15 protein-coding genes and 1 pseudogene are annotated in these 18,485 nt (G+C 68.1%); 8 read left to right on the top strand and 8 right to left on the bottom strand.

The window, feature by feature from the left end; translation table 11 throughout:
* A pseudogene (locus ACE3O1_RS06750) lies at positions 1-519 on the bottom strand (heavy metal translocating P-type ATPase); the annotation flags it as partial.
* Positions 520-648: 129 nt separating this feature from the next.
* Here ACE3O1_RS06750 and ACE3O1_RS06755 point away from each other — a divergent pair.
* From ACE3O1_RS06755 to ACE3O1_RS06765, 3 genes are all read left to right on the top strand, one after another.
* A complete protein-coding gene (locus ACE3O1_RS06755; RefSeq protein WP_374313740.1) occupies positions 649-1,053 on the top strand; it encodes a hypothetical protein in 405 nt (134 codons plus the stop codon).
* Between the two features lie 105 nt (positions 1,054-1,158).
* Entirely contained in the window at positions 1,159-3,525 is a 2,367-nt protein-coding gene (locus ACE3O1_RS06760) for an arylsulfatase (protein WP_374313742.1), read from the top strand.
* A 147-nt stretch (positions 3,526-3,672) separates the two neighbouring features.
* Entirely contained in the window at positions 3,673-5,466 is a 1,794-nt protein-coding gene (locus tag ACE3O1_RS06765) for a flotillin domain-containing protein (RefSeq protein ID WP_374313744.1), read from the top strand.
* Here ACE3O1_RS06765 and ACE3O1_RS06770 read toward each other — a convergent pair.
* From ACE3O1_RS06770 to ACE3O1_RS06785, 4 genes are all read right to left on the bottom strand, one after another.
* Positions 5,433-5,684: a hypothetical protein gene (locus ACE3O1_RS06770; RefSeq protein ID WP_374313746.1), complete on the bottom strand. Its 252-nt coding sequence runs from the start codon at positions 5,682-5,684 to the stop codon at positions 5,433-5,435. The two genes, ACE3O1_RS06765 and ACE3O1_RS06770, sit on opposite strands and share 34 nt — an antisense overlap.
* A 158-nt stretch (positions 5,685-5,842) precedes the next feature.
* The gene (locus ACE3O1_RS06775) at positions 5,843-6,304 is read right to left on the bottom strand and encodes an SRPBCC domain-containing protein (RefSeq protein ID WP_374313748.1); all 462 of its coding nucleotides are present in this window, start codon (positions 6,302-6,304) and stop codon (positions 5,843-5,845) included.
* Positions 6,301-6,636, bottom strand: a complete 336-nt coding sequence (locus ACE3O1_RS06780) for an ArsR/SmtB family transcription factor (RefSeq protein ID WP_374313750.1) — start codon at positions 6,634-6,636, stop codon at positions 6,301-6,303. Before ACE3O1_RS06780 ends, ACE3O1_RS06775 begins: the two co-directional genes overlap by 4 nt.
* A 23-nt stretch (positions 6,637-6,659) precedes the next feature.
* Positions 6,660-7,283 (bottom strand): DUF998 domain-containing protein, encoded by a 624-nt coding sequence (locus ACE3O1_RS06785; RefSeq protein WP_374313752.1) that lies wholly within the window; start codon positions 7,281-7,283, stop codon positions 6,660-6,662.
* 158 nt (positions 7,284-7,441) lie between these two features.
* On the opposite strand from ACE3O1_RS06785, the gene ACE3O1_RS06790 reads away from it, so the two are divergent.
* Both ACE3O1_RS06790 and ACE3O1_RS06795 read left to right on the top strand, forming a co-directional pair.
* Positions 7,442-8,164 carry a thermonuclease family protein gene (locus ACE3O1_RS06790; RefSeq protein WP_374313754.1) on the top strand — a complete coding sequence of 241 codons (723 nt, stop codon included), beginning with the start codon at positions 7,442-7,444 and terminating at the stop codon, positions 8,162-8,164.
* Positions 8,165-8,196: 32 nt separating this feature from the next.
* The gene (locus ACE3O1_RS06795) at positions 8,197-8,499 is read left to right on the top strand and encodes a putative quinol monooxygenase (protein ID WP_374313756.1); all 303 of its coding nucleotides are present in this window, start codon (positions 8,197-8,199) and stop codon (positions 8,497-8,499) included.
* A gap of 149 nt (positions 8,500-8,648) precedes the next feature.
* Here ACE3O1_RS06795 and ACE3O1_RS06800 read toward each other — a convergent pair whose 3' ends face one another.
* Together ACE3O1_RS06800 and ACE3O1_RS06805 are read right to left on the bottom strand one after the other, a co-directional pair.
* Positions 8,649-9,116 carry a DUF2255 family protein gene (locus ACE3O1_RS06800; RefSeq protein WP_374313758.1) on the bottom strand — a complete coding sequence of 156 codons (468 nt, stop codon included), beginning with the start codon at positions 9,114-9,116 and terminating at the stop codon, positions 8,649-8,651.
* Positions 9,113-9,253 (bottom strand): hypothetical protein, encoded by a 141-nt coding sequence (locus tag ACE3O1_RS06805; RefSeq protein ID WP_374313760.1) that lies wholly within the window; start codon positions 9,251-9,253, stop codon positions 9,113-9,115. The genes ACE3O1_RS06800 and ACE3O1_RS06805 overlap by 4 nt, the downstream gene beginning before the upstream one ends.
* Positions 9,254-9,407: 154 nt before the next feature.
* On the opposite strand from ACE3O1_RS06805, the gene ACE3O1_RS06810 reads away from it, so the two are divergent.
* On the top strand, positions 9,408-12,338 hold the full coding sequence (locus ACE3O1_RS06810; protein ID WP_374313762.1) for a hypothetical protein: 2,931 nt from the start codon (positions 9,408-9,410) through the stop codon (positions 12,336-12,338).
* A gap of 51 nt (positions 12,339-12,389) precedes the next feature.
* On the opposite strand, the gene ACE3O1_RS06815 is transcribed toward ACE3O1_RS06810, so the two are convergent.
* Entirely contained in the window at positions 12,390-13,379 is a 990-nt protein-coding gene (locus ACE3O1_RS06815) for a helix-turn-helix transcriptional regulator (protein ID WP_374313764.1), read from the bottom strand.
* Positions 13,380-13,441: 62 nt separating this feature from the next.
* On the opposite strand from ACE3O1_RS06815, the gene ACE3O1_RS06820 reads away from it, so the two are divergent.
* Positions 13,442-14,578 (top strand): epoxide hydrolase family protein, encoded by a 1,137-nt coding sequence (locus ACE3O1_RS06820; RefSeq protein ID WP_374313766.1) that lies wholly within the window; start codon positions 13,442-13,444, stop codon positions 14,576-14,578.
* Between the two features lie 1,892 nt (positions 14,579-16,470).
* A partial coding sequence (locus ACE3O1_RS06825; RefSeq protein ID WP_374313768.1) for an AAA family ATPase occupies positions 16,471-18,485 on the top strand: 2,015 nt, incomplete at its 3' end.

The following is an 18,485-nucleotide window of genomic DNA, read 5'->3' on the forward strand; positions in this document are numbered from 1 at the left end:
CGTGGTCTGGGCGAGGGAGCGCATCTCGATCCAGTGGCCGAGCAGCATGATCACGATGAGGAGCGCGAGCTCCCACCAGAAGTCGAGCTGGTGGTGGAGCAGGCCGAGGCTCGCGCCCCACGAGGCGATGAACGCGACGGTGATCGCGAGCCCGATGAGCAGCATCATGCCGGGCGTGCGGGAGCGGATCTCCTGCACGGCGCCGGTGAGGAACGGCGCTCCACCCCACACGTACATGACGGTGCCGAGGACGGGGGAGATCCACGCGACCCAGGCGGCCTCGGGCAGCGGATAGCCGAGGAGCATCGCGAACATGGGGGAGAACGCGACGACGGGGATCGCCAGGATCAGGTTCCACCAGAACAGGCGCCGGAACCGGTCGACGTGGCCCGAGTGGTCGTGGTGATCGTCGTGGTGGCCGCTGTGGTCGCTGTGGCCGCTGTGGTCGCTGTGAGCAGCGACGGCAGCGTCGTGGCCGGCTTGCGTGTCGGTCTGCAGATGGTGATCGTGCTCGTTCATCGCCGGTCTCCTCTGATGCTGCGACGGGGGTGAGCCCCTCGGCATCCGCAACCAGAATACCCCCCGAGGGTATTCCGCACGAGAGAAGATCGTTCCGTCGCTCGCGCCCGTGTCAGGTACCGTCGAGCGATGAGCTCAGCTGCGGGTCCGATGGCCGGTCTGCGCGCGGCAGCGAGGTGGGCGCTCGTCGTCCTGCTCGCGGCGGCCGGCGCATCCCACCTCTCGTGGGGCAGGCGTGGCTACCGCATCGTGGTGCCGGATTGGTCGACCCGCCTCACCGGCCTCAGCAAGGATGCGATCGTGGTGGGTTCCGGTGTTGCCGAGCTCATGCTCGCCGGCGCGGTCGCGTCGATGCCGCGGGAACGGAGCGTCGGCTGGCTCGTGGCGGCGTTCTTCGTCGCCGTCTTCCCCGGCAACGTGCACCAGTGGCGCACCGGCCGGTCTGCCCCCATGCTCCGCACCGACCGCGCCCGCTTCGTGCGCCTCCTGCTGCAGCCGCTCCTGGTCGCGTGGGCGCTGTGGAGCACGCGGTAGCTCGCGGTCGTTTCACGCCGGGTTTCACCCCCGCAGGGTGACGGCGCGGGGCGGGGTCGGCCATACGTTGAGCGCGCCGACATCCCGCAAGGAAGAGGAAGCCCCATGTCTCCTGATCGTCACGCCCGGACCATGCTCCCGATCCCGGACCGCCCGGCACCTGGGCTGACGACCTATGACGCGAAGGATCCCGACACGGCCTACCCGCCGATCGAGCCGCTCCGGCCGCCCGAGGGCGCGCCGAACGTGCTGGTCATCCTCATCGACGACGCCGGATTCGGCTCGTCGAGCGTGTTCGGCGGGCCGTGCGAGACGCCCAACGCCGAGCGCCTCGCCGCGGGCGGCCTGCGCTACAACCGCTTCCACACCACCGCGCTCTGCGCACCGACCCGCGCTGCGCTGCTCAGCGGCCGCAACCACCACTCGGTGGGGATGGGCAGCATCACCGAGACCGCGACCTCGGCGCCGGGCAACAGCTCGCTGCGGCCGAACAGCAAGGCACCGCTCGCGATGACGCTCAAGCTGAACGGCTATTCCACGGCGCAGTTCGGCAAGTGCCACGAAGTGCCGGTGTGGCAGTCCTCGCCGATGGGCCCGTTCGACGCGTGGCCGTCGGCGGGCGGCGGGTTCGAGACCTTCTACGGCTTCATCGGCGGCGAGAACAACCAGTGGGATCCGTCGCTGTACAACGGCACCACGCCGGTCGAGCCGCCGGCGACGCCCGAGGAGGGCTACCACCTGACCGAGGATCTCGCCGATCACGCGGTCACCTGGATCCGCACGCAGAAGGCCCTGATGCCCGACAAGCCGTTCTTCGTGTACTTCGCACCGGGCGCCACGCACGCGCCGCACCACGTGCCGAAGGAGTGGGCCGACAAGTACAAGGGCGCCTTCGCCGATGGCTGGGATGCGCAGCGCGAGAAGACGTTCGCCCGGCAGAAGGAGCTCGGGGTCATCCCGGCCGACGCCGAGCTCACGCCGCGGCACGACGAGATCCCGGCGTGGGACGACATGCCCGCCGAGCTCAAGCCCGTGCTGGAGCGCCAGATGGAGGTCTATGCGGGCTTCATGGAGCACACCGACCACCACGTCGGCCGGGTCATCGATGCGATCGCCGATCTCGGCATCCTGGACGACACGATCATCTACTACATCGTCGGGGACAACGGCGCGTCGGCCGAGGGCACCGTGAACGGCGCCTTCAACGAGATGGCGAACTTCAACGGCATGGCCGCGCTCGAGACGCCGGAGTTCCTGGCGTCGAAGATCGACGAGCTCGGCTCGCCATCGTCGTACAACCACTACGCGGTGGGCTGGGCATGGGCGATGGATGCTCCGTTCCAGTGGACCAAGCAGGTGGCCTCGCACTGGGGCGGCACGCGCAACGGCACGATCGTGCACTGGCCGAGCGGGATCGAGGAGAAGGGCGGACTGCGCACGCAGTTCACCCACGTCATCGACTTCGCGCCGACCGTGCTCGAGGCGGCCGGGCTTCCCGAGCCGACCATGGTCAACGGCGTGCAGCAGGCGCCGATGGAGGGGACGAGCATGCTCTACTCCTTCAACGATGCCGACGTGCCAGAGCGCCACGACCTGCAGTACTTCGAGATGTTCGGAAACCGCGGGATCTACCACAAGGGGTGGAGCGCGGTCACGAAGCACCGCACGCCCTGGGTCATGGTGGGCGGAAAGCTCGCGGCATTCGACGACGACGTCTGGGAGCTCTACGACGGCACGACCGACTACAGCCAGTTCCGCGACCTCTCCGCCGAGCAGCCCGAGAGGCTGCACGAGCTGCAGCGCCTGTGGCTCATCGAGGCGGTCAAGTACAACGTGCTGCCGATCGACGACCGCGGCGCCGAAAGGCTGAACCCCGACCTCGCCGGCAGGCCCAGCCTCATCCACGGCACCTCGCAGCTGCTGTTCCCGGGCATGGGCAGACTCTCCGAGAACAGCGTCGTGAGCATCAAGAACAAGTCGTTCTCCCTCACCGCGGAGCTCGAGATCCCCGAGGGCGGGGCCGAGGGTGTCATCATCGCCCAGGGCGGGCGGTTCGGCGGCTGGAGCCTCTATGTGCTCGACGGCAAGGCGAAGTTCGTCTACAACGTCCTCGGCATCCAGGCGTTCGTCACCGAAGCGGAGTCGGCGATCCCGGCCGGGAAGCATCAGGTGCGCATGGAGTTCGCCTACGACGGGGGAGGACTCGCCAAGGGCGGTGGCGTCACGCTCTACTACGACGGGGATGCCGTCGGCACGGGCCGTGTCGGAGCGACCCAGGCCATGGTCTTCTCGGCGGACGAGACGACCGACATCGGCTATGAGTCCGGCACTCCCGTGACCGCCGACTACACCCCGCAGACGAGCCGGTTCACCGGCCGGATCCACTGGGTGCAGATCGACCTCGGGGACGACGACCACGACCACTTCATCGACCCGGAGGAGCGCCTGCGGGTCGCGATGGCCCGGCAGTAAGGGGTCGGTCGGCGCGCCGTCGCGGGGGAGCGACCCCACCGATTCCACAGATGCGCTTTTCGACGGGCGCGCGCCGGTCGCGTCTGGCAGGGTGGAGGCAGGAGCCGGAACACGGTTACCCTCCCCCTTGCCTAGAAGGAGTCGCCCATGGAGGTCGCCGGAGTCATCGGCATCCTGACGATCGTCGGCATCGCCGTCGTCGCCCTGATCATCGTCGGACTGATCGTGCTGCTGTTCGCCCGAAGCTGGATCAAGGTCGCACGCGCCGACGAGGCGCTGGTCATCTCGGGCCGCAAGCAGAAGGTGCAGAGCACCGTGATCGGCGCCGACGGGTCGAGCCGCTCCGAGATGTCGGAGTCGCCCGTCACGGTGATCGTCAACGGCAAGGCGGTGGTCAACCCGATCACGCAGCGGCACGAGATCATCTCGCTGCGCTCGCGTCAGGTGTCGCTGAACGCCGAAGCCCAGTCGCTCGACAACGTCACCCTCAACGTCGACGGTGTGGCGATCGTGAAGATCGGCTCCGACCCGCTGTTCGTGCGCCGCGCCGCGGAGCGCTTCGCCTCGCAGGACAAGGCGATCGAGCAGTTCACGACCGAGCAGCTCGAGGGTGCGCTGCGCGGCATCGTCGCGACCCTTTCCGTGGTCGAGCTCATGCGCGAGCGCAAGAAGTTCTCCGACCAGATCGCCGCCGATGTCTCGCACGAGCTCGCCGAGCAGGGCCTGATCCTCGATTCGTTCCAGATCAAGGGCATCACGGATGCCGTCGGCTACATCCAGTCGCTCGGTGCACCTGAGATCCAGGCCAAGCGTCAGGCGGCCGAGATCGCGCAGACCAACGCCGATCGCGCGATCAACCAGAAGAAGATCGCCAACCAGGAGGCGAACCTCGTCGAGCAGACCGCGCTCGACACCAACACCGCCAACGCCGACGCGGGCGTCGGACGCGCGCGCGCCGAGGCGGAGAAGGCCGAGGAGCTCGCCCGGGCGAAGGCCGAGCAGGCGGTGCTCCAGCAGCAGGCCGAGAACAAGCAGGCGCAGCTGGATGCCGACGTCAAGCGTGTCGCGGACGCACAGCGCTACGAGGCCGAGACCCGTGCACAGGCCGAGCTGTACACGCGCGAGCGCGCCGCCGAGGCCGCCGCGATCGAGCAGGTCAAGCAGGCCGAGGCCCGCACCCGGATCGCCGAGCAGCAGGCCGAAGCCGACAAGGCCCGCGCCGCGGGCGAGGCCGCAGCCGCCGAGTCGCAGGCCATGGGTGAGGCCACTGCCCTGCGGGCGCTGGCCGACGCCGAGGCATCCGCTCGCCGTCTGCGCGCACAGGCCGAGGCCGACGCGATCCGTGCCGAGGGCGAGGCCCGGGCGCGTGCGCTCGAGGCCGAGGCCGAGGCGATCGCGTCGAACCAGGAGGCCTTCCTGTCGCAGCGGGTGCTCGACGTGCTGCCGTCGATCATGGCCGAGTTCGCCAAGGGCTACGCCGCTATCGGCAGTGTCTCGATCATCGGCGGCGGGTCCGACGACGGCGCCAGCGGCGTCGTCAGGAGCGACAGCGCGAAGGCGATGCGGTCGGTGTTCGACAGCGTGGAGGCCGCGACCGGGCTCGACCTCGCCGCGATCATCCAGGGTCGCGCCGTGGGTCGCGGCATCGGCGAGGGAATGGCCGAGGTCGCGCCGGCGAAGACGGGGGCGGCGTCACCCGACGGCGAAGCGTCGGTCGGTGCGGTGCCGGCCGCGCCGGCTGGGGAGGCGGGGGCGTTGCGACCTTCGCGGAGGGGCCGATCCTGCGGGATCGGCCCCTCCCGTGCGCAGGAGAAATCCGCTGCACAGGAGTCTGACCCCCAGGGTCGTCCTGCGGAGCGGATTTCTCCTGTGCGGCGAACTCGCCCTCAGCGACGAGGCATCCGTCGTCAATCTCGTGTGAACGCGAGCATCCACGAGTAGATGTCGTCGCCCTGGCTGCCGCTGTAGGCCTGGTCCCATCCGTCGTGCATCAGCCCGGGGTAGATCGACAGCTGCGCGCGATCGGGCGTGACGCCGGGGCATCCGCGTATCGCCTCGATGGTGTCGATGCTGCCGGCGGGATTCACCACGTCGTCGAGCTCGCCGTGGATCGCCCACACCGGAACGTCGGCCAGCGCGCAGCCGGCGTCCGCCCACATCGGACGCCCGTCGCCCGCGACCGGGACGGCCGCGGCGACCTGCTCCCCAAGCGCCGACCTCGCGGCTCAGTGTCCTCCCACCCTCGGGGTGCGTCAAGGGGAGTCGGTGTGCGGTGGGTCGCGCGTCCGTGCGCGGAGTGTGTGAGCGCCGCCGGAGCTCAGCGGTACTGCTCGAGGTACGCGGTGATGCGGGCGAGTGCGCCCTGCCAGACCTCGTCGACGAAGAAGTCACGGATCTCGGGCACCGGGAAGCCCGTCTGCACGATCGTCATCCGCGTGCCGTCGCCCTCGGCGGTGAAGTCGATGGCGATGCGGGTGGTCATCGTCATTCCATCGGGGCTGCTTCCGGTCGATTCGGTCACCAGGCGATGCGGACGGTCGATCTCGAGGAAGGTCTGCGTCTCGCGGAACAAGGTGTCGGCATCCGGTCCCCACACGGCGGTCTGGGTGCCGCCGACGCGCAGGTCGACGGTGATCTCGACGACGCCCGGCTCGTCGTTGAGGATCGAGAACCAGATCTTCTGCTTCTCGGCATCCGTGTACGCGTCGAAGACCTCGTCGGGGGTCGCGGCGAGGACGCGGGAGATCCTCAGCTCGAGGGGAGTGGTGGTGTCGCTCATCGGTCGGTTCCCTTCTGCAGAGTGAAGTAGGCGTCGAGGCCGTCGAGGCGGCGCTCCCAGAGTCGCTGGTAGTAGCTGATCCACGCCATGACGTCGTCCAATCGTTCGCCGCCCAGCCGGCACTGGCGGGTTCGGCCGATCTTCTCGGTCGCGACGAGTCCCGCATCTTCGAGCACGTGGATGTGCTTGGCCATGCCGGTGACGGTCATGCCCGCCGCCGTGGCGAGCTCCGACACCGGGAGGGGGCCGGCACCGAGCCGCTGCAGCACGTCGCGCCGCGTGCCGTCGGCGAGGGCCGCGAAAGCCCGGTCGAGATCGGGTTGGTGAACCATGTGGTGGAGCATAGCGAGCGGCCTCATTCGACCCGGCCGAGGAGTGCCCCGAGGGCGATCGCGGACACGAGCCCGAGCTCGATCGCCGCGCTGATGACGAGCCGGATGGCGAGCGTCTCGGCGTCGCCGAGAGCGGGCACGAGCACGGCCGCCACGAGCGCCGCGATGGTCGCGGTCATCCATCCCCACTGCCGACGGCGGCCGAACCGCACGGCTAGCACGACCGCTGCGGCCACGAAGGCGAGCTGGGTGATGAGGAACCCGGCCTGGTGCAGCGCACCGTGCCAGCTCATCTCGGGAGCGCCCGCCGGTGCTCCGGCAGGGAACCCCGCGCCGGCATCGGTGACGAACACACCCGCCACGATGAGGCCGACGCCCATGAGCGCGATGAGCACGTTCGCCCAGCGGGTGAGGCGCCCGCGCGTCAGCGCGCGGCCGAGGCCGATGCCGCCTCCCGCGATGAGAAGACCCGTCACGACGAAGTTGAGGATCTGCACCCACCCGCCCTCGCCGAGACTCAGCAGGCTCATGGGGTGGAACGTGGGCCGGAATCCCTCGCGGGTGAACGCCTGAAGCGCCCAGAGTACGACGAACAGCGGGGTGGCGACGACGGCGCCGACGAGCAGAAGGCGGGTTGCGCGGGACATGCGGACTCCAGAAGTTGAACTTATTGGTTCACTATTGCACAGTGAACCAGGAAGTTCAATGTCGAATGCGGAGTCGGCTCGATGAGAGTGGTTCCTGCTACCTTCATCTCTCGTCCGGGCGTCGCCCTGAGGCCGGCGTGACAGCAGATCGGGGAGCGGTGCGCACGAAGACAACGGCACCGCTTCTGGCGGGGATCGTCGCGTGCCTTCTGACGCTGACGGGATGCCTCGGGCTGGGCCTCGGCCTGGACGGCGAAGCGCCCCCTTCGACGCCGAACGGCGGCGCGAGCCAGGAGGCGACGTTCGTCGAGGTGGTCGACGGCGACACGATCGAGACCTCTCTCGGCACCGTCCGGCTGATCGGTATCGACACGCCCGAGCGCGGCGAGTGCGGCCACGATCAGGCGTCCAGCGCCCTCCTGACCGTCGTCCGCCCGGGCGACGGGCTCGTGCTCGATCTGCCCGAGGGGCAGAACGACAGGGATAGGCACGGACGACTCATCCGCTACGCGACGACCGATGCCGGCGTCGACCTCGGGCTGCTGCAGCTCGAAGCCGGAAATGCGGTCGCCCGGTACGACTCCCTCGACGGCTACCCCGAGCATCCTCGTGAAGCGGCCTACCATTCGGCGCAGGTCGCGACTCTGGGTGCGGACGCCGCCGTGGTCGCGCTCGGGTGCGCGGTGGCTGACCTTCCGGCGATGGCCGACCGGTGGTGGGAGGAGTACTCGTCGTGCGGGAAGCTGCGGCTGAACGACCTCGGCCTGCCCGTCGGCCCCTTCGACCGCGACGACCCGGCCGAGGCGGAGCAGTACGACTGGTTCGCGAACCGCACCGGCAATGCGGGTGACGGCGACGGCGACGGCCTCGCGTGCGAGTGATCGCGTTGTCGCGATCGGCTAGCGTCGGTCGCATGGTCTTCGCGAATGTCGGCACATTGGGCGCGGCCCCCGGAAAGCGTGACGCTCTCGTCGAGCACCTGACACGGCGGAGCAGCGTCCTCGCGGAGATCGGGTGCCTGGCCTACGAGGTGGGGACGAACGACACCGAACCCGACACCGTCTTCGTCATCGAGCTCTGGCAGAGCGCCCAGGCGCACCGGTCGTCTCTCCAGCTGCCCGAAGTCCGGGCATCCATCGCCGAGGCTCGCCCGATGCTGTCGGGGGAGTTCGGCGGCTTCCAGTTCGACGTCGTCGGGTCGCCGCTTCGCGAGTGATCCCGTCGCGGTCCGCGGTCCAGACCGGCCCACTCGGGCGCAGTGCCGCCCGTCTCCGGGCGCATAACTCCTGCAGTTCGGCCCACTCCGTGGACGTGCGCCGCGGAATTCCGCGGGCCGCGCGGCAACGGCGGCGCAGAGTGCAGGAGTTATGCGCCCGGCCCGCCCCCGACCCGGGCCCGCCCGCGGCCCGTCCCGGCCCCGCTCCAGCCCGGCTGGCCGGTTGAGCGGCGCGGAGTGAGGCGAAGAGTGGATGCCGCGGCATCCGCTGTCACCACGCTCCGAGCTGCGAGGGCGCCGTACTTGTCGCGATAGGCGGCGTCGACGAGGTCGGCGTTGGCGTCGCCGATGTCAGCGACGCTCACGTCGACGGACAGATCGCCGACCCGGATGTGGGCGGACGCCGTCCTGACCGCGCCTCCGTACCAGCCGGTCGTCCGCCGGCGCCACGTGCGCACGAAGACGTCGGAGCCGGCGACGGCGACCCAGATGGGCACCGCGCGCCCGGGACCGCCGTCGCGGCGCGGTGCCGAGATCTCGATCTCGAGCGCCGGGGAGAGGCGCCGCAGTTCTTCGGGCGACCACTCCGCGGCGGGGCGGTCATCGACGGAGGTCATGTCGGCTCCGTGGCGCGCACGAGTCCGCAGTCGAGACACGACCACGCGACGAGGAACCGCTCGTCGTCGAGGATCTCGAATGTGAGGGCGTCGCCGCAGGTGGGGCACACGCGCGGGTCCGCGGCATCCTTCGCCATGAGGCCAGCCTAGGGTTGCGGATGCTGCGACGGGCCGGTTCGTGCGGACAGGCCATTCGCCGCCTCCGCGCACGTATCAGGGGGTCGCGGCATCCCTCTTCGCAGTAGCATCATCCCAAGATCCGGCGCCACCGACGCTTCCGGAGAGGTGTTCATGAGCGACGCGACATCCACGACGCCGACGCCATCGCCGACGCCACCGCTGATCCTCGAGATCCGGGTCCATGGAGTGAGCAACAGCCCTCCGGCCGAGATGCTCGAGTCCGAACCCGACGCCATCGAGCGCGTCGACGGCGACGCTCTCGGCTCGTTCTGGGAGAGGAAGGACAAGGCCGCTAAGGATGGCGTCACGTCCACGCAGGCGTTCTCGTGGGGCGCGCAGACGCGTACCGGGGGAGGGGCACTCGCCGCGATCGGCCGAGCGTTCGTGCACGTCGGCTGGTTCCTGCTGCTGCCCTACGCCCTCGTGAACCTCGCCTACTGGACGCGCGAGATCAAGTACCAGCCGGACGGGACGACCCGCGCCTGGCACGGCGACACCGGCTCGGGCACGGTGCGGGTCTTCGGGCTCGTGCTCACGTTCATCGCGGTAGCCGCGTTCTGCTCGGTCGCGCTCGACCTCGTTGCGGTGCAGTGCTTCCGCGGCACGGCGACCGAGGCGAATCAGGTGTGCGCGGCGCTGCCATCGATGTTCGACGGCCTGCGCGGTCTCGACGTCGACAGCCGGGCGGCCCTGCTCGGACTCGTCCCGGTGATCGTCATCCTCGTCCTCTACCTGATCGCCCGCAGTGGACGCGTGCGGTTCGAAGCCCGGATCGAGCGGTTCGGCAAGCAGATCGGCAGTCAGGGTGACGAGGGCCGGCCGCTGCTGGCGACTCGCGGATTCTGGGCTGCGGCGCGAAGCCGGGACACGACGGAGTGGCTGCACGTGGCCGGGGCGCTCCTGCTGGTGCTGTTCCTCCTCGCCTTCGACGCCTCGTTCCCGGCGGCCGACTGCATCGGCGCTCCGGTGACCAAGGACCTCGTCACGTGCCTCGGGAACGTCGACTGGGTGCCGATGGGCGTCGTGATCGTCACGGGAGCGGGCATCGTGGCCGTCGTCGTCGGAGTGATCATCTCGTCGAGCACCCCGTTGCGCGAAGACCAGAGTCCGAAGGACCCGAGCCAGCAGGCCAAGCAGAAGCCGTCCGCCGACAAGCGCAATGCCCGCAAGCGCGCATACGCGTTCGTCTGCCTCGTCTACGCCGCGGTCGGCTACATCGTGTGGATCGCGCTGACGTTCACCCCGCTCACCGACACCGCGAAGGTGACGAGCCAGTTCACCGGGCTGATCACGGCGCCGCTCGTGCTCATGTCGGTGGCGCTGTTCCTCGCGCTCTATGCCGTGAGCTGGCGCGTGCGCTCCACCTGGCGTCGCCGCACCAGCGCGGTCGTGCTCACCTTCGGCGCCGCCGCGCTGCTGCTGAGTCAGGTTCTCTCCGACTCCGCCACGCAATGGGCGCTGACTGGAGTGGCCGTCGTGCTCGTGGCGATTCACCTGATCATCTCGCGGACCTCGCAGGCCAATCCGGGCGCCGCCGAGGGGGAGTCGGATGCCGGTGAACTGCGTTTCCGTGCGTGGCGAGGCCAGGGAGCGGCCGTCGTGATGCTGCTCGCCCTCTTCGTTTCGATGGCGCTCTCGAGCCTGCTCGTGCTCGCGGTGGCCTCGTGGCTCGGGACGCCCGAGCCGGGCGAGACGGATCGTATCTGGCGCACGCCGGGCGACCCGCTCCCGGTCTCGGACTGGGATGTCCCCGACGCCTACGAGCGCTTCGCGGTGCTGCTGATGCTGGTCGTCGTGGCGATCCTGGTCCTGCTCATCGTCGCCGCGATCGTCGTGTTCGCGAAGAAGCTCGTGCGATTCACCCTGCCGGAGCTGAAATGGAAGGGCGACGCGCCGAAGGACGAAGGCGACGCGGAGTCCCGGGGCGGGGTGGAGAAGCCCGGCCCTGGCTATCCGGCGGTGCTCGTCGACCCGAATGAGCGCGTGCGGATCCGTGCGAGCGCCCGGCGGTCGTCGCATCTGCTCCACCGGGGCGAGCCGCTGTTCGCCTGGATCGCCGTGTTCGCCGCGATCGGATTCTTCAGCCTGTCGTCCTCGATCGTGTTCGACGCGGCCAAGCGCTTCCTCGAAGAGGCGGCGCCGGGCCTTCCGGCCGGCCTGCGCGGCGCGGCGACGACGATCCTGGTCGCGCTCGCGCTCGCCGTGACCGCGGCGATCGTCGCGAACGCGGCCGCGAGCGGCGAACGCCCGCTCGGAGTCTTCTGGGATGTCGTCGCCTTCTTCCCGCGCGCGGGGCACCCCTTTGCGCCGCCGTGCTTCGCCGAGCGGGCCGTGCCAGAGCTTGCCGAGCACACCCGGAAGTTCTTGCGCCAGTCGCCCGCGGATCCCGGCAAGCCATGGTCGGCCGTCATCATGACGGCGCATTCGATGGGGTCGACCATCTCGGCCGCGACGATCCTCGCGCTGCGAGGGGAGAGGTTCTCGGAGGAGCCTTCGGCTGGTCCGCTGCTCACCGATCGCATCGCCCTGCTGTCGTACGGCAGCCAGCTGCGCGGCTATTTCAGCCGCTTCTTCCCCTCCGTGTTCGGGTATCAGGTGCTGGGCGTTCCCGGGCTTGCCGGGCCGTCGTTGTGGAAGGCGGACCCGTGGGGCAGGCAGGTGCTCGCCGAGTTCCCGAGTGCGGATGCCGGGGGAGCGGATGCTGCTGCCCAGACGCGCGCGGCGGCCAAGGCTCTCGCGCGAGCTGAGACCAAGGCCGAGGTGAGGTCGGGCGCCTACAAGAAGGATTCGCTGGCGGAGATGCTCGGTGCGGGCGAGTCGCGCGCGCCGCGCTGGCGCAATCTCTGGCGTCGAACCGACTTCCTCGGCTTCCCGGTGTTCAGCTACGACAGCGACGAGAACCCGGTCGACCGCGGGGCGACCGAGACGGCCCCGGGCTACCAGTGGACCGTCGCCACGCACTCGGCGTATCTCGGGACGGAGCAGATCGAACTCGCCCGCGGCGAGCTGGTGCGGGAGTTGAGCGACAACCCGGTGGGCTAACGACCGGCCGTTCGCGCGGCGGGCCGACGTGGCGTTCTCGCAGCGTTGAAGTCACCGGTGCGGCCGGGAGGCGTGAAGGCGTGTCTCGCCCTCGGGGTTCGCCGCTCGCGCGAACCTCGCGGCGAGGCGCCCGAACGCCGCCTTCAGCTCGTCGCCGTCGACTATCTCGACGTCGGCGTCGAGCTGCGCCAGCAGCAGCGCCAGCTGGTCGGGGTCGTCCGATCCGAGCTCGACTCGGCACGTGGAATCGTCGACCGCCTCGACGTCGACGGGTATGTGAAGTGCGGCGGTAACTGCGGCGGCCGGCGCATGGACGACGACCCGCGCCCGGTACGTCCAGCTCGCCTGGACGATGCGCCGCACGACGTGCTCGACCAGGGCGTCTTCCGCAATGACGCGTGGACGAAATCGCACGCCGGTCGGGGGATGCTGCACCATACGGTCGACCCGGAACACCCGCCAGTCATCGCGGTCGAGGTCCCACGCGAAGAGGTACCAGATGGGTCCCCAGCTCACGAGCCGTTGCGGCTCGGTGTGGCGTGTCGACGCGCTGCCATCGTGCGTCGTGTACCCGAATCGGAGGCGTTCGTGGCCCCGGATCGCCGCAGCGACCGCGCTCAACACCTCGAGATCGGGTTGCGGGTCGGCACCCGGGACCACGCTCGTCGCCTCGCGGACCGCGTCGACGCGCCGACGCAGCCGAGAGGGCATCACCTGCTCGATCTTCGCGAGCGCGGTCAGCGAGGTCTCCTCGATTCCGAGCCGCCACGTCGCCACCGCGCCCAGCCCGATCGCGACGGCGACGGCTTCGTCGTCGTCGAGCAGCAGCGGCGGCATCGCGGCGCCCGCGGCGAGCCGGTAGCCGCCGGCGACGCCGGGGCGGGCATCCACCGGATACCCCAGCGAGCGCAGCTTCCCGATGTCGTTGCGCACGGTTCGCGCGCTCACGGCGAGCCGGTCTGCGAGTTCGGAACTCGTCCAATCGCGCTTGAGCTGCAGCAGCGACAGCAACTCCAGCAGGCGGGCAGAGGTTTCGAGCACGCTCCGATCATTCCGCATATTGCGGAAGCTAACCTTCCGCATTGGCTCGAATCGTCGAAGCCATGAACAACAAAACCGAGCTCACGCCGTTCCGCGTCGACATCCCGCAGCCCGACCTCGACGATCTGCACGATCGACTCGGTCGCACCCGCTGGCCGCTCCCAGTGCCCGGTCGGGATGACCGCGATGACTTCAGCCGAGGCATCCCGCTTCGCTTTCTGACCGAGCTCGCCGACTACTGGCGTGACGGATTCGACTGGCGCGAGCAGGAAGCGAAGCTCAATGAGCACGACCAGTTCACCACCGTCGTCGACGGGCAGACCTTCCACGTCGTGCTCATGCGATCGGCGAATGCGGCGGCCACGCCGTTGCTGCTGTGCCACGGCTGGCCGGGATCATTCGTCGAGTACCAGCGCCTCATCCCGCTGCTGACCGACCACTTCCACGTGGTCATCCCATCGCCCCCTGGCTTCGGCTTCTCCACTCCGCTGTCTGCGAGCGGATGGGAGCTGGGGCGGACGACGGATGCCTACGCCGAGGTCATGACGCGGCTCGGCTACGAGCGCTTCGCTGTGCACGGGACCGACATCGGCTCGGGCATCGCCGGCCGCCTCGCCGGTGTCTTCCCGCAGCGGGTCATCGGCACGCACCTCGGAGTCGATCGCATGGTGCTCGGGGTGGTCGGCGACAAGTTCCCCGCTCCGGACGGCCTGACAGAGGACGAGGCCGGCCAGCTCGCAGCGCTGCAGGCGGAGCTCAAGGCGGAGATCGGCTACCTCGGCATGCACAACCACCGGCCCGACACGATCGGTCCGGCGCTGACCGATTCGCCGGTCGGCCTGCTCGCGTGGATCGGAGAAAAGTTCAAGACCCGCAGCGACGACGGCCACCACGCTCCCGCCGTCGACCGCGACCAGCTCCTCACGACCGTCGCGCTGTACTGGTTCACGCGCAGCGGCGCGTCGAGCCCGCAGTTCTACTACGAGGCCGAGCACACCGAACTCGCTTTCGCCTTCTCTCCCGAGGTGCCCTCGGCCTGGATCGCGTTCGACACGCACCCGATCATCCGCCGCGCCCTCGACCCGTGGGGAGCGGTGAGCCACTGGACCGACCACGCCGAGGGCGGCCATTTCCCCGCGATGGAGGAGCCGGGGCTGCTGGCCGACGACATTCGAGACTTCGTCGACGGGCTTCCGTGAGGCCAGCCGAGGATTCCGGACGAGCGCTTAGCAACGCGTGTGCTCGATCGAATCCCGACAAGCGGCAGCGGAGACGTGAGCGACGCGGCGAGCGCGGCCAAGCAGGCTGCGCCCGCCGTCCCGCTGGCCGCCTACGGGCCGGCCGACCATCGGAACGGGGGAGTGGCAGGATGCAGCCAATGCTGTGAGGGGGCTGCAGCGAGGCGGGCTTCGAGTTCGGCGTGGAGACGTTCACGCGCGGGTGATGCCCGGCTGGAGCGGTGCCGAGGTAGCTTCGCGCAAGCGAAGCGCGTGGGTGGTGCCGAACAGCGCTGCGGCGACGCGGTCAGAAGATCACGTCTCGCTGCATCTCGCGGGCGAACCGAAGCAATGCTCATTTCGCGTGCGCACCCCCACGATGAACGCCGATGCACCGAAGAGCATGGCGCCGATCAGCACGGCGGAGATGGGGGAGAGCGTGCAGAAGCGGGGGTCTACTCACTGGTGCCGGGCAAGCGGGCCGTGCAGAGCCACGTCACGTGCAGCGAATCGGGCTCGTTACGCCGGACGCGAGCACCGTGATCGTGGCCAGATCGCACGTCCGGCGTCGGTGTCGACAGGGCTGGTCGTCCGTCCGGCTGTGGCCTTGGGTACTGGAATCGCCTTGGACGCACGACTGTCCTATGCGAACGACAGCCTGTTATCGACGACGTGCGCGGCCTCATCGCCGTCGCGCCCGATCGGATCCGCCCACTGATCTTCGCCTGCACATCCATCGAGCCTTCCTACGTCGACAGCATGAGCTGGTGGGCGCAGATCCGCACCCACCGACTGCGGTCTGGGTCGACGTGAGAAATCGCTAATGTTGGGCCATGGTGGAAGATGAACTTGCAGACGCAGCGCTGAGTCTGGTTCAGGGTCGTGCGCGCGTGATCAGCTCGCGGTATGAGGTTGTGCGGCGCGCATATGTCGACTCTTCGAGCCAGGAGCTGATTGACGCGCTGGCAACCGTGCCACGGGAGCAGAAGTCCAGTGTCGGGCTTCTACTCGCCGAGACACAGTTGAAGGACGCATTGCGGTCTAAGTCCAAGAGCGAACTGAACCGCTTCCTTTTTCGCTTCGGTGCGCACCTTCGCACTAGCGTGAGCGAGCCTGGCTTGACCCCGGCAGGCCGACTGAGCCTTGCGCTGGCTACTGAGGTCGTTTTCGATGCGCTGCCGTCGGCTTCCGCCGCGCAGCGGGCGGAAGCTTATGGGATACGAGTTCGACTCGCAGGTCCGGAGGTTACCGACCGCGACTGGCGGTCCACCGTCGGCGTCACTCGGGAAAACTTCGAAGACGCTGTCGGCCTTGTGTCTCGTCGGCTTGGTGGATCCCAGGACGCTTCCTCTCCGGAGTCATCCACACCGGTGGCAAACTACGCGGACGTTGAGTCGCATGTCGAGCAGGAACGGATCCCAAGCAGTCCGGCTCCGCACTGGCTGACCGAATTCTCAAACTCGACGGACCCACTTGTCGCGTCAACTGCGAATTGGCGACGTTCAAACGCGCCGCTTGACCAATCCTCGGATCTCACGCGAGCGTGGTCGGCCTTCAAGGCGGGAAACTATGTCGCGGCGCACGAAGCTCTCAGTGGGAGTGTGACACGGCTAGGCGAGGACTGGGGTCCTTCAAACGGGGCAGACGCACTTCGGACCTGGAACTGGCTTCGACTGGTGACGGAGCTTGCCGCACTCCAGCGCGGCGCCGTCGCAGACGCTCGCAGGTCGCGTACTTCGGCTGGGTCGTTCGCAGCTCGCTGTCTGCCCGATGACGATGAGTTTGTCGGCGGTCTGATCGGAAGCGCGATCGATGACTTCGCCGCCGGCGACATGGCGAGCGCTAGAGCGTGGAGCGTATACACAATCCGTTTGGTGGCTGACGTGGGTCACGAGTCCGCGCTGAGCGGCTACTCCAATCAGGCCAAGGCCCAGCTCCGCGCCGCGTGGGCGACGCAGTTCGGCCTGTCCGCGGAAGAAAGCCGGAGCACTGCAACTGCGGCCTTGGCGGCTACGCCACGGCTGAAGGAGGCCACCCAGCGGCTCTACCTGGGTGCCCGGGATTCGACGAAACCGTCGCGCACCCTACGGGAGTCGTTCCATAAGTTTGGGAAATTCCTGGATGAGTCAGAGGATGAGCTCTTTCGTGAGGCTGTCGACTCAGCGGAGGAGGCACAGCGTCTGATCGACGCGGAGACACTCAACCATCGCGATTTGCAGGACTCAGTGTCTAGCTTGATCGCGATCCGCGAGTCAATTGCCGCCTCAGGGAGTTCCCTGCTTCAAGACTTCGTTTCTCCACTCATTGAACTCGCGATCATGCAGAGCGCCAGGGCGTCAGAGCGTCTGGGCGATCTATCGCGACCTCAGGTCGTCGTCCAACTCTCATCGGCGAAGGTCCCCTTCAGTGCAGCAGCAGGCTCGCCATATCAGCTTCGCTTCATAGCACAGAACACAGGAAACGCGAGCGCCGAGGACGTCCAGTTGCGCGTAACTCAGTCTGACATTGGACTGTCTTCGTTGGGAGTTCTCGACTCGCTTGGGCCCGGCGCGGCAGCAGAGATCGTGATCGACGCGGTCGCCGAGGGCGCCGAGGTTGGAGCCGTGACCTTGGAGTGCGAGATCACGTGGTCCGACGCGCTCATGCAGCAGTTCTCGAGCTCCCAGCAGGTCTCGGCTGAAGATCAAGGACCGGTGTCGTGGACCGACGACGATGTAAACCCGTTCAACCTGGGAACGATCTCGGACCCCCAGCGACTCGTAGGTCGAGACGAGGATCTTTTTTCTCTCGACGCGCTAATTGCCGGTGGTGCTTCCGCGTACGTAACCGGCCACAAGCGAGTCGGCAAGACGTCATTGACCCGGGTGCTTCTCAAGTCCTTGCAGTCGAAGCGCGGATGGGCGGGCGGAGTGCTGGCGCTGGGCCGAGCGATCGTCGATGGTCAGTCCGCTGGGGATATCGTCTCGGCTCTGCTCGATGAGATCCTTTCCGCGACTGAAGACGCATACCCCATCGCGGTGAAGCACATCGCCGCAGTCGAGTTCGATGACTCTGGCAACTTTGCTCGTGCCGCGAACCGGTGGTTGAAGAACCTTGCGAAGACGTTGCCGGACGATGCAAGGGTCATCATCGCGATCGACGACTTCGATGAGCTACCTGGGCACCTTGTGGAGGGTGCGCAGGCAGATGCGTTGTTCCTGTTCCTTCGGTCGCTCGTTGACGAGCCCTGGTTGAACCTCATCGTTGTGGGCAGCGAGGTACTGCCTGCGATTATTCAAAAGCAGGCCCACAAGCTGAATCAAGTTGTGCCGGTGTCCGTCACAAATTTTGCGTCGAGGGAGTCGACCGCAGCGCTGGTTGTCGCCCCAAGTGAGGACCGCCTGGAGTGGGTCGCCGAAGCGATTGACCGCGTCCATTATCTCTGCGGCGGAAACCCGTACTACGAGACTCTTGTGGCGCAACGACTCTGGCAGGCCATGCGTGAACAGTCACGCTCGATAGTCACATCAGGGGATGTCGATGACGCCGTCGGGGCGGTGGCGCGCGAAGCGCCCGAGTCTCATTTCGTACATCTTTGGGCTGACAGTTCGAACGGACTCGACCATACGGCTCGCTCGGCTGTGGTGGCGAGCGCGGTTCTTCGCTCGGTAGCTCGCTGCGGGGGCACAGTGCTCGCCCCAGCCGCAACGGATGAGGTCATTCGGATCGCCAGTACATGGATTCAGACCGCCACGACCGACGAATTGAATCGTGCGATTGGCTCGCTCAAGATCCGTGAAGTCATTGGCAACGGGCCGTCTGATGGCAGCCTGCTCATCAGCATCCCGCTGGTTGCGATCTGGCTACTGGACGCGGGCAGCAAGGTGTTGGACGGGATCTACTCTACGTC

The organism is Microbacterium sp. (genome assembly GCF_041909575.1).
Lineage (GTDB): Bacteria > Actinomycetota > Actinomycetes > Actinomycetales > Microbacteriaceae > Microbacterium.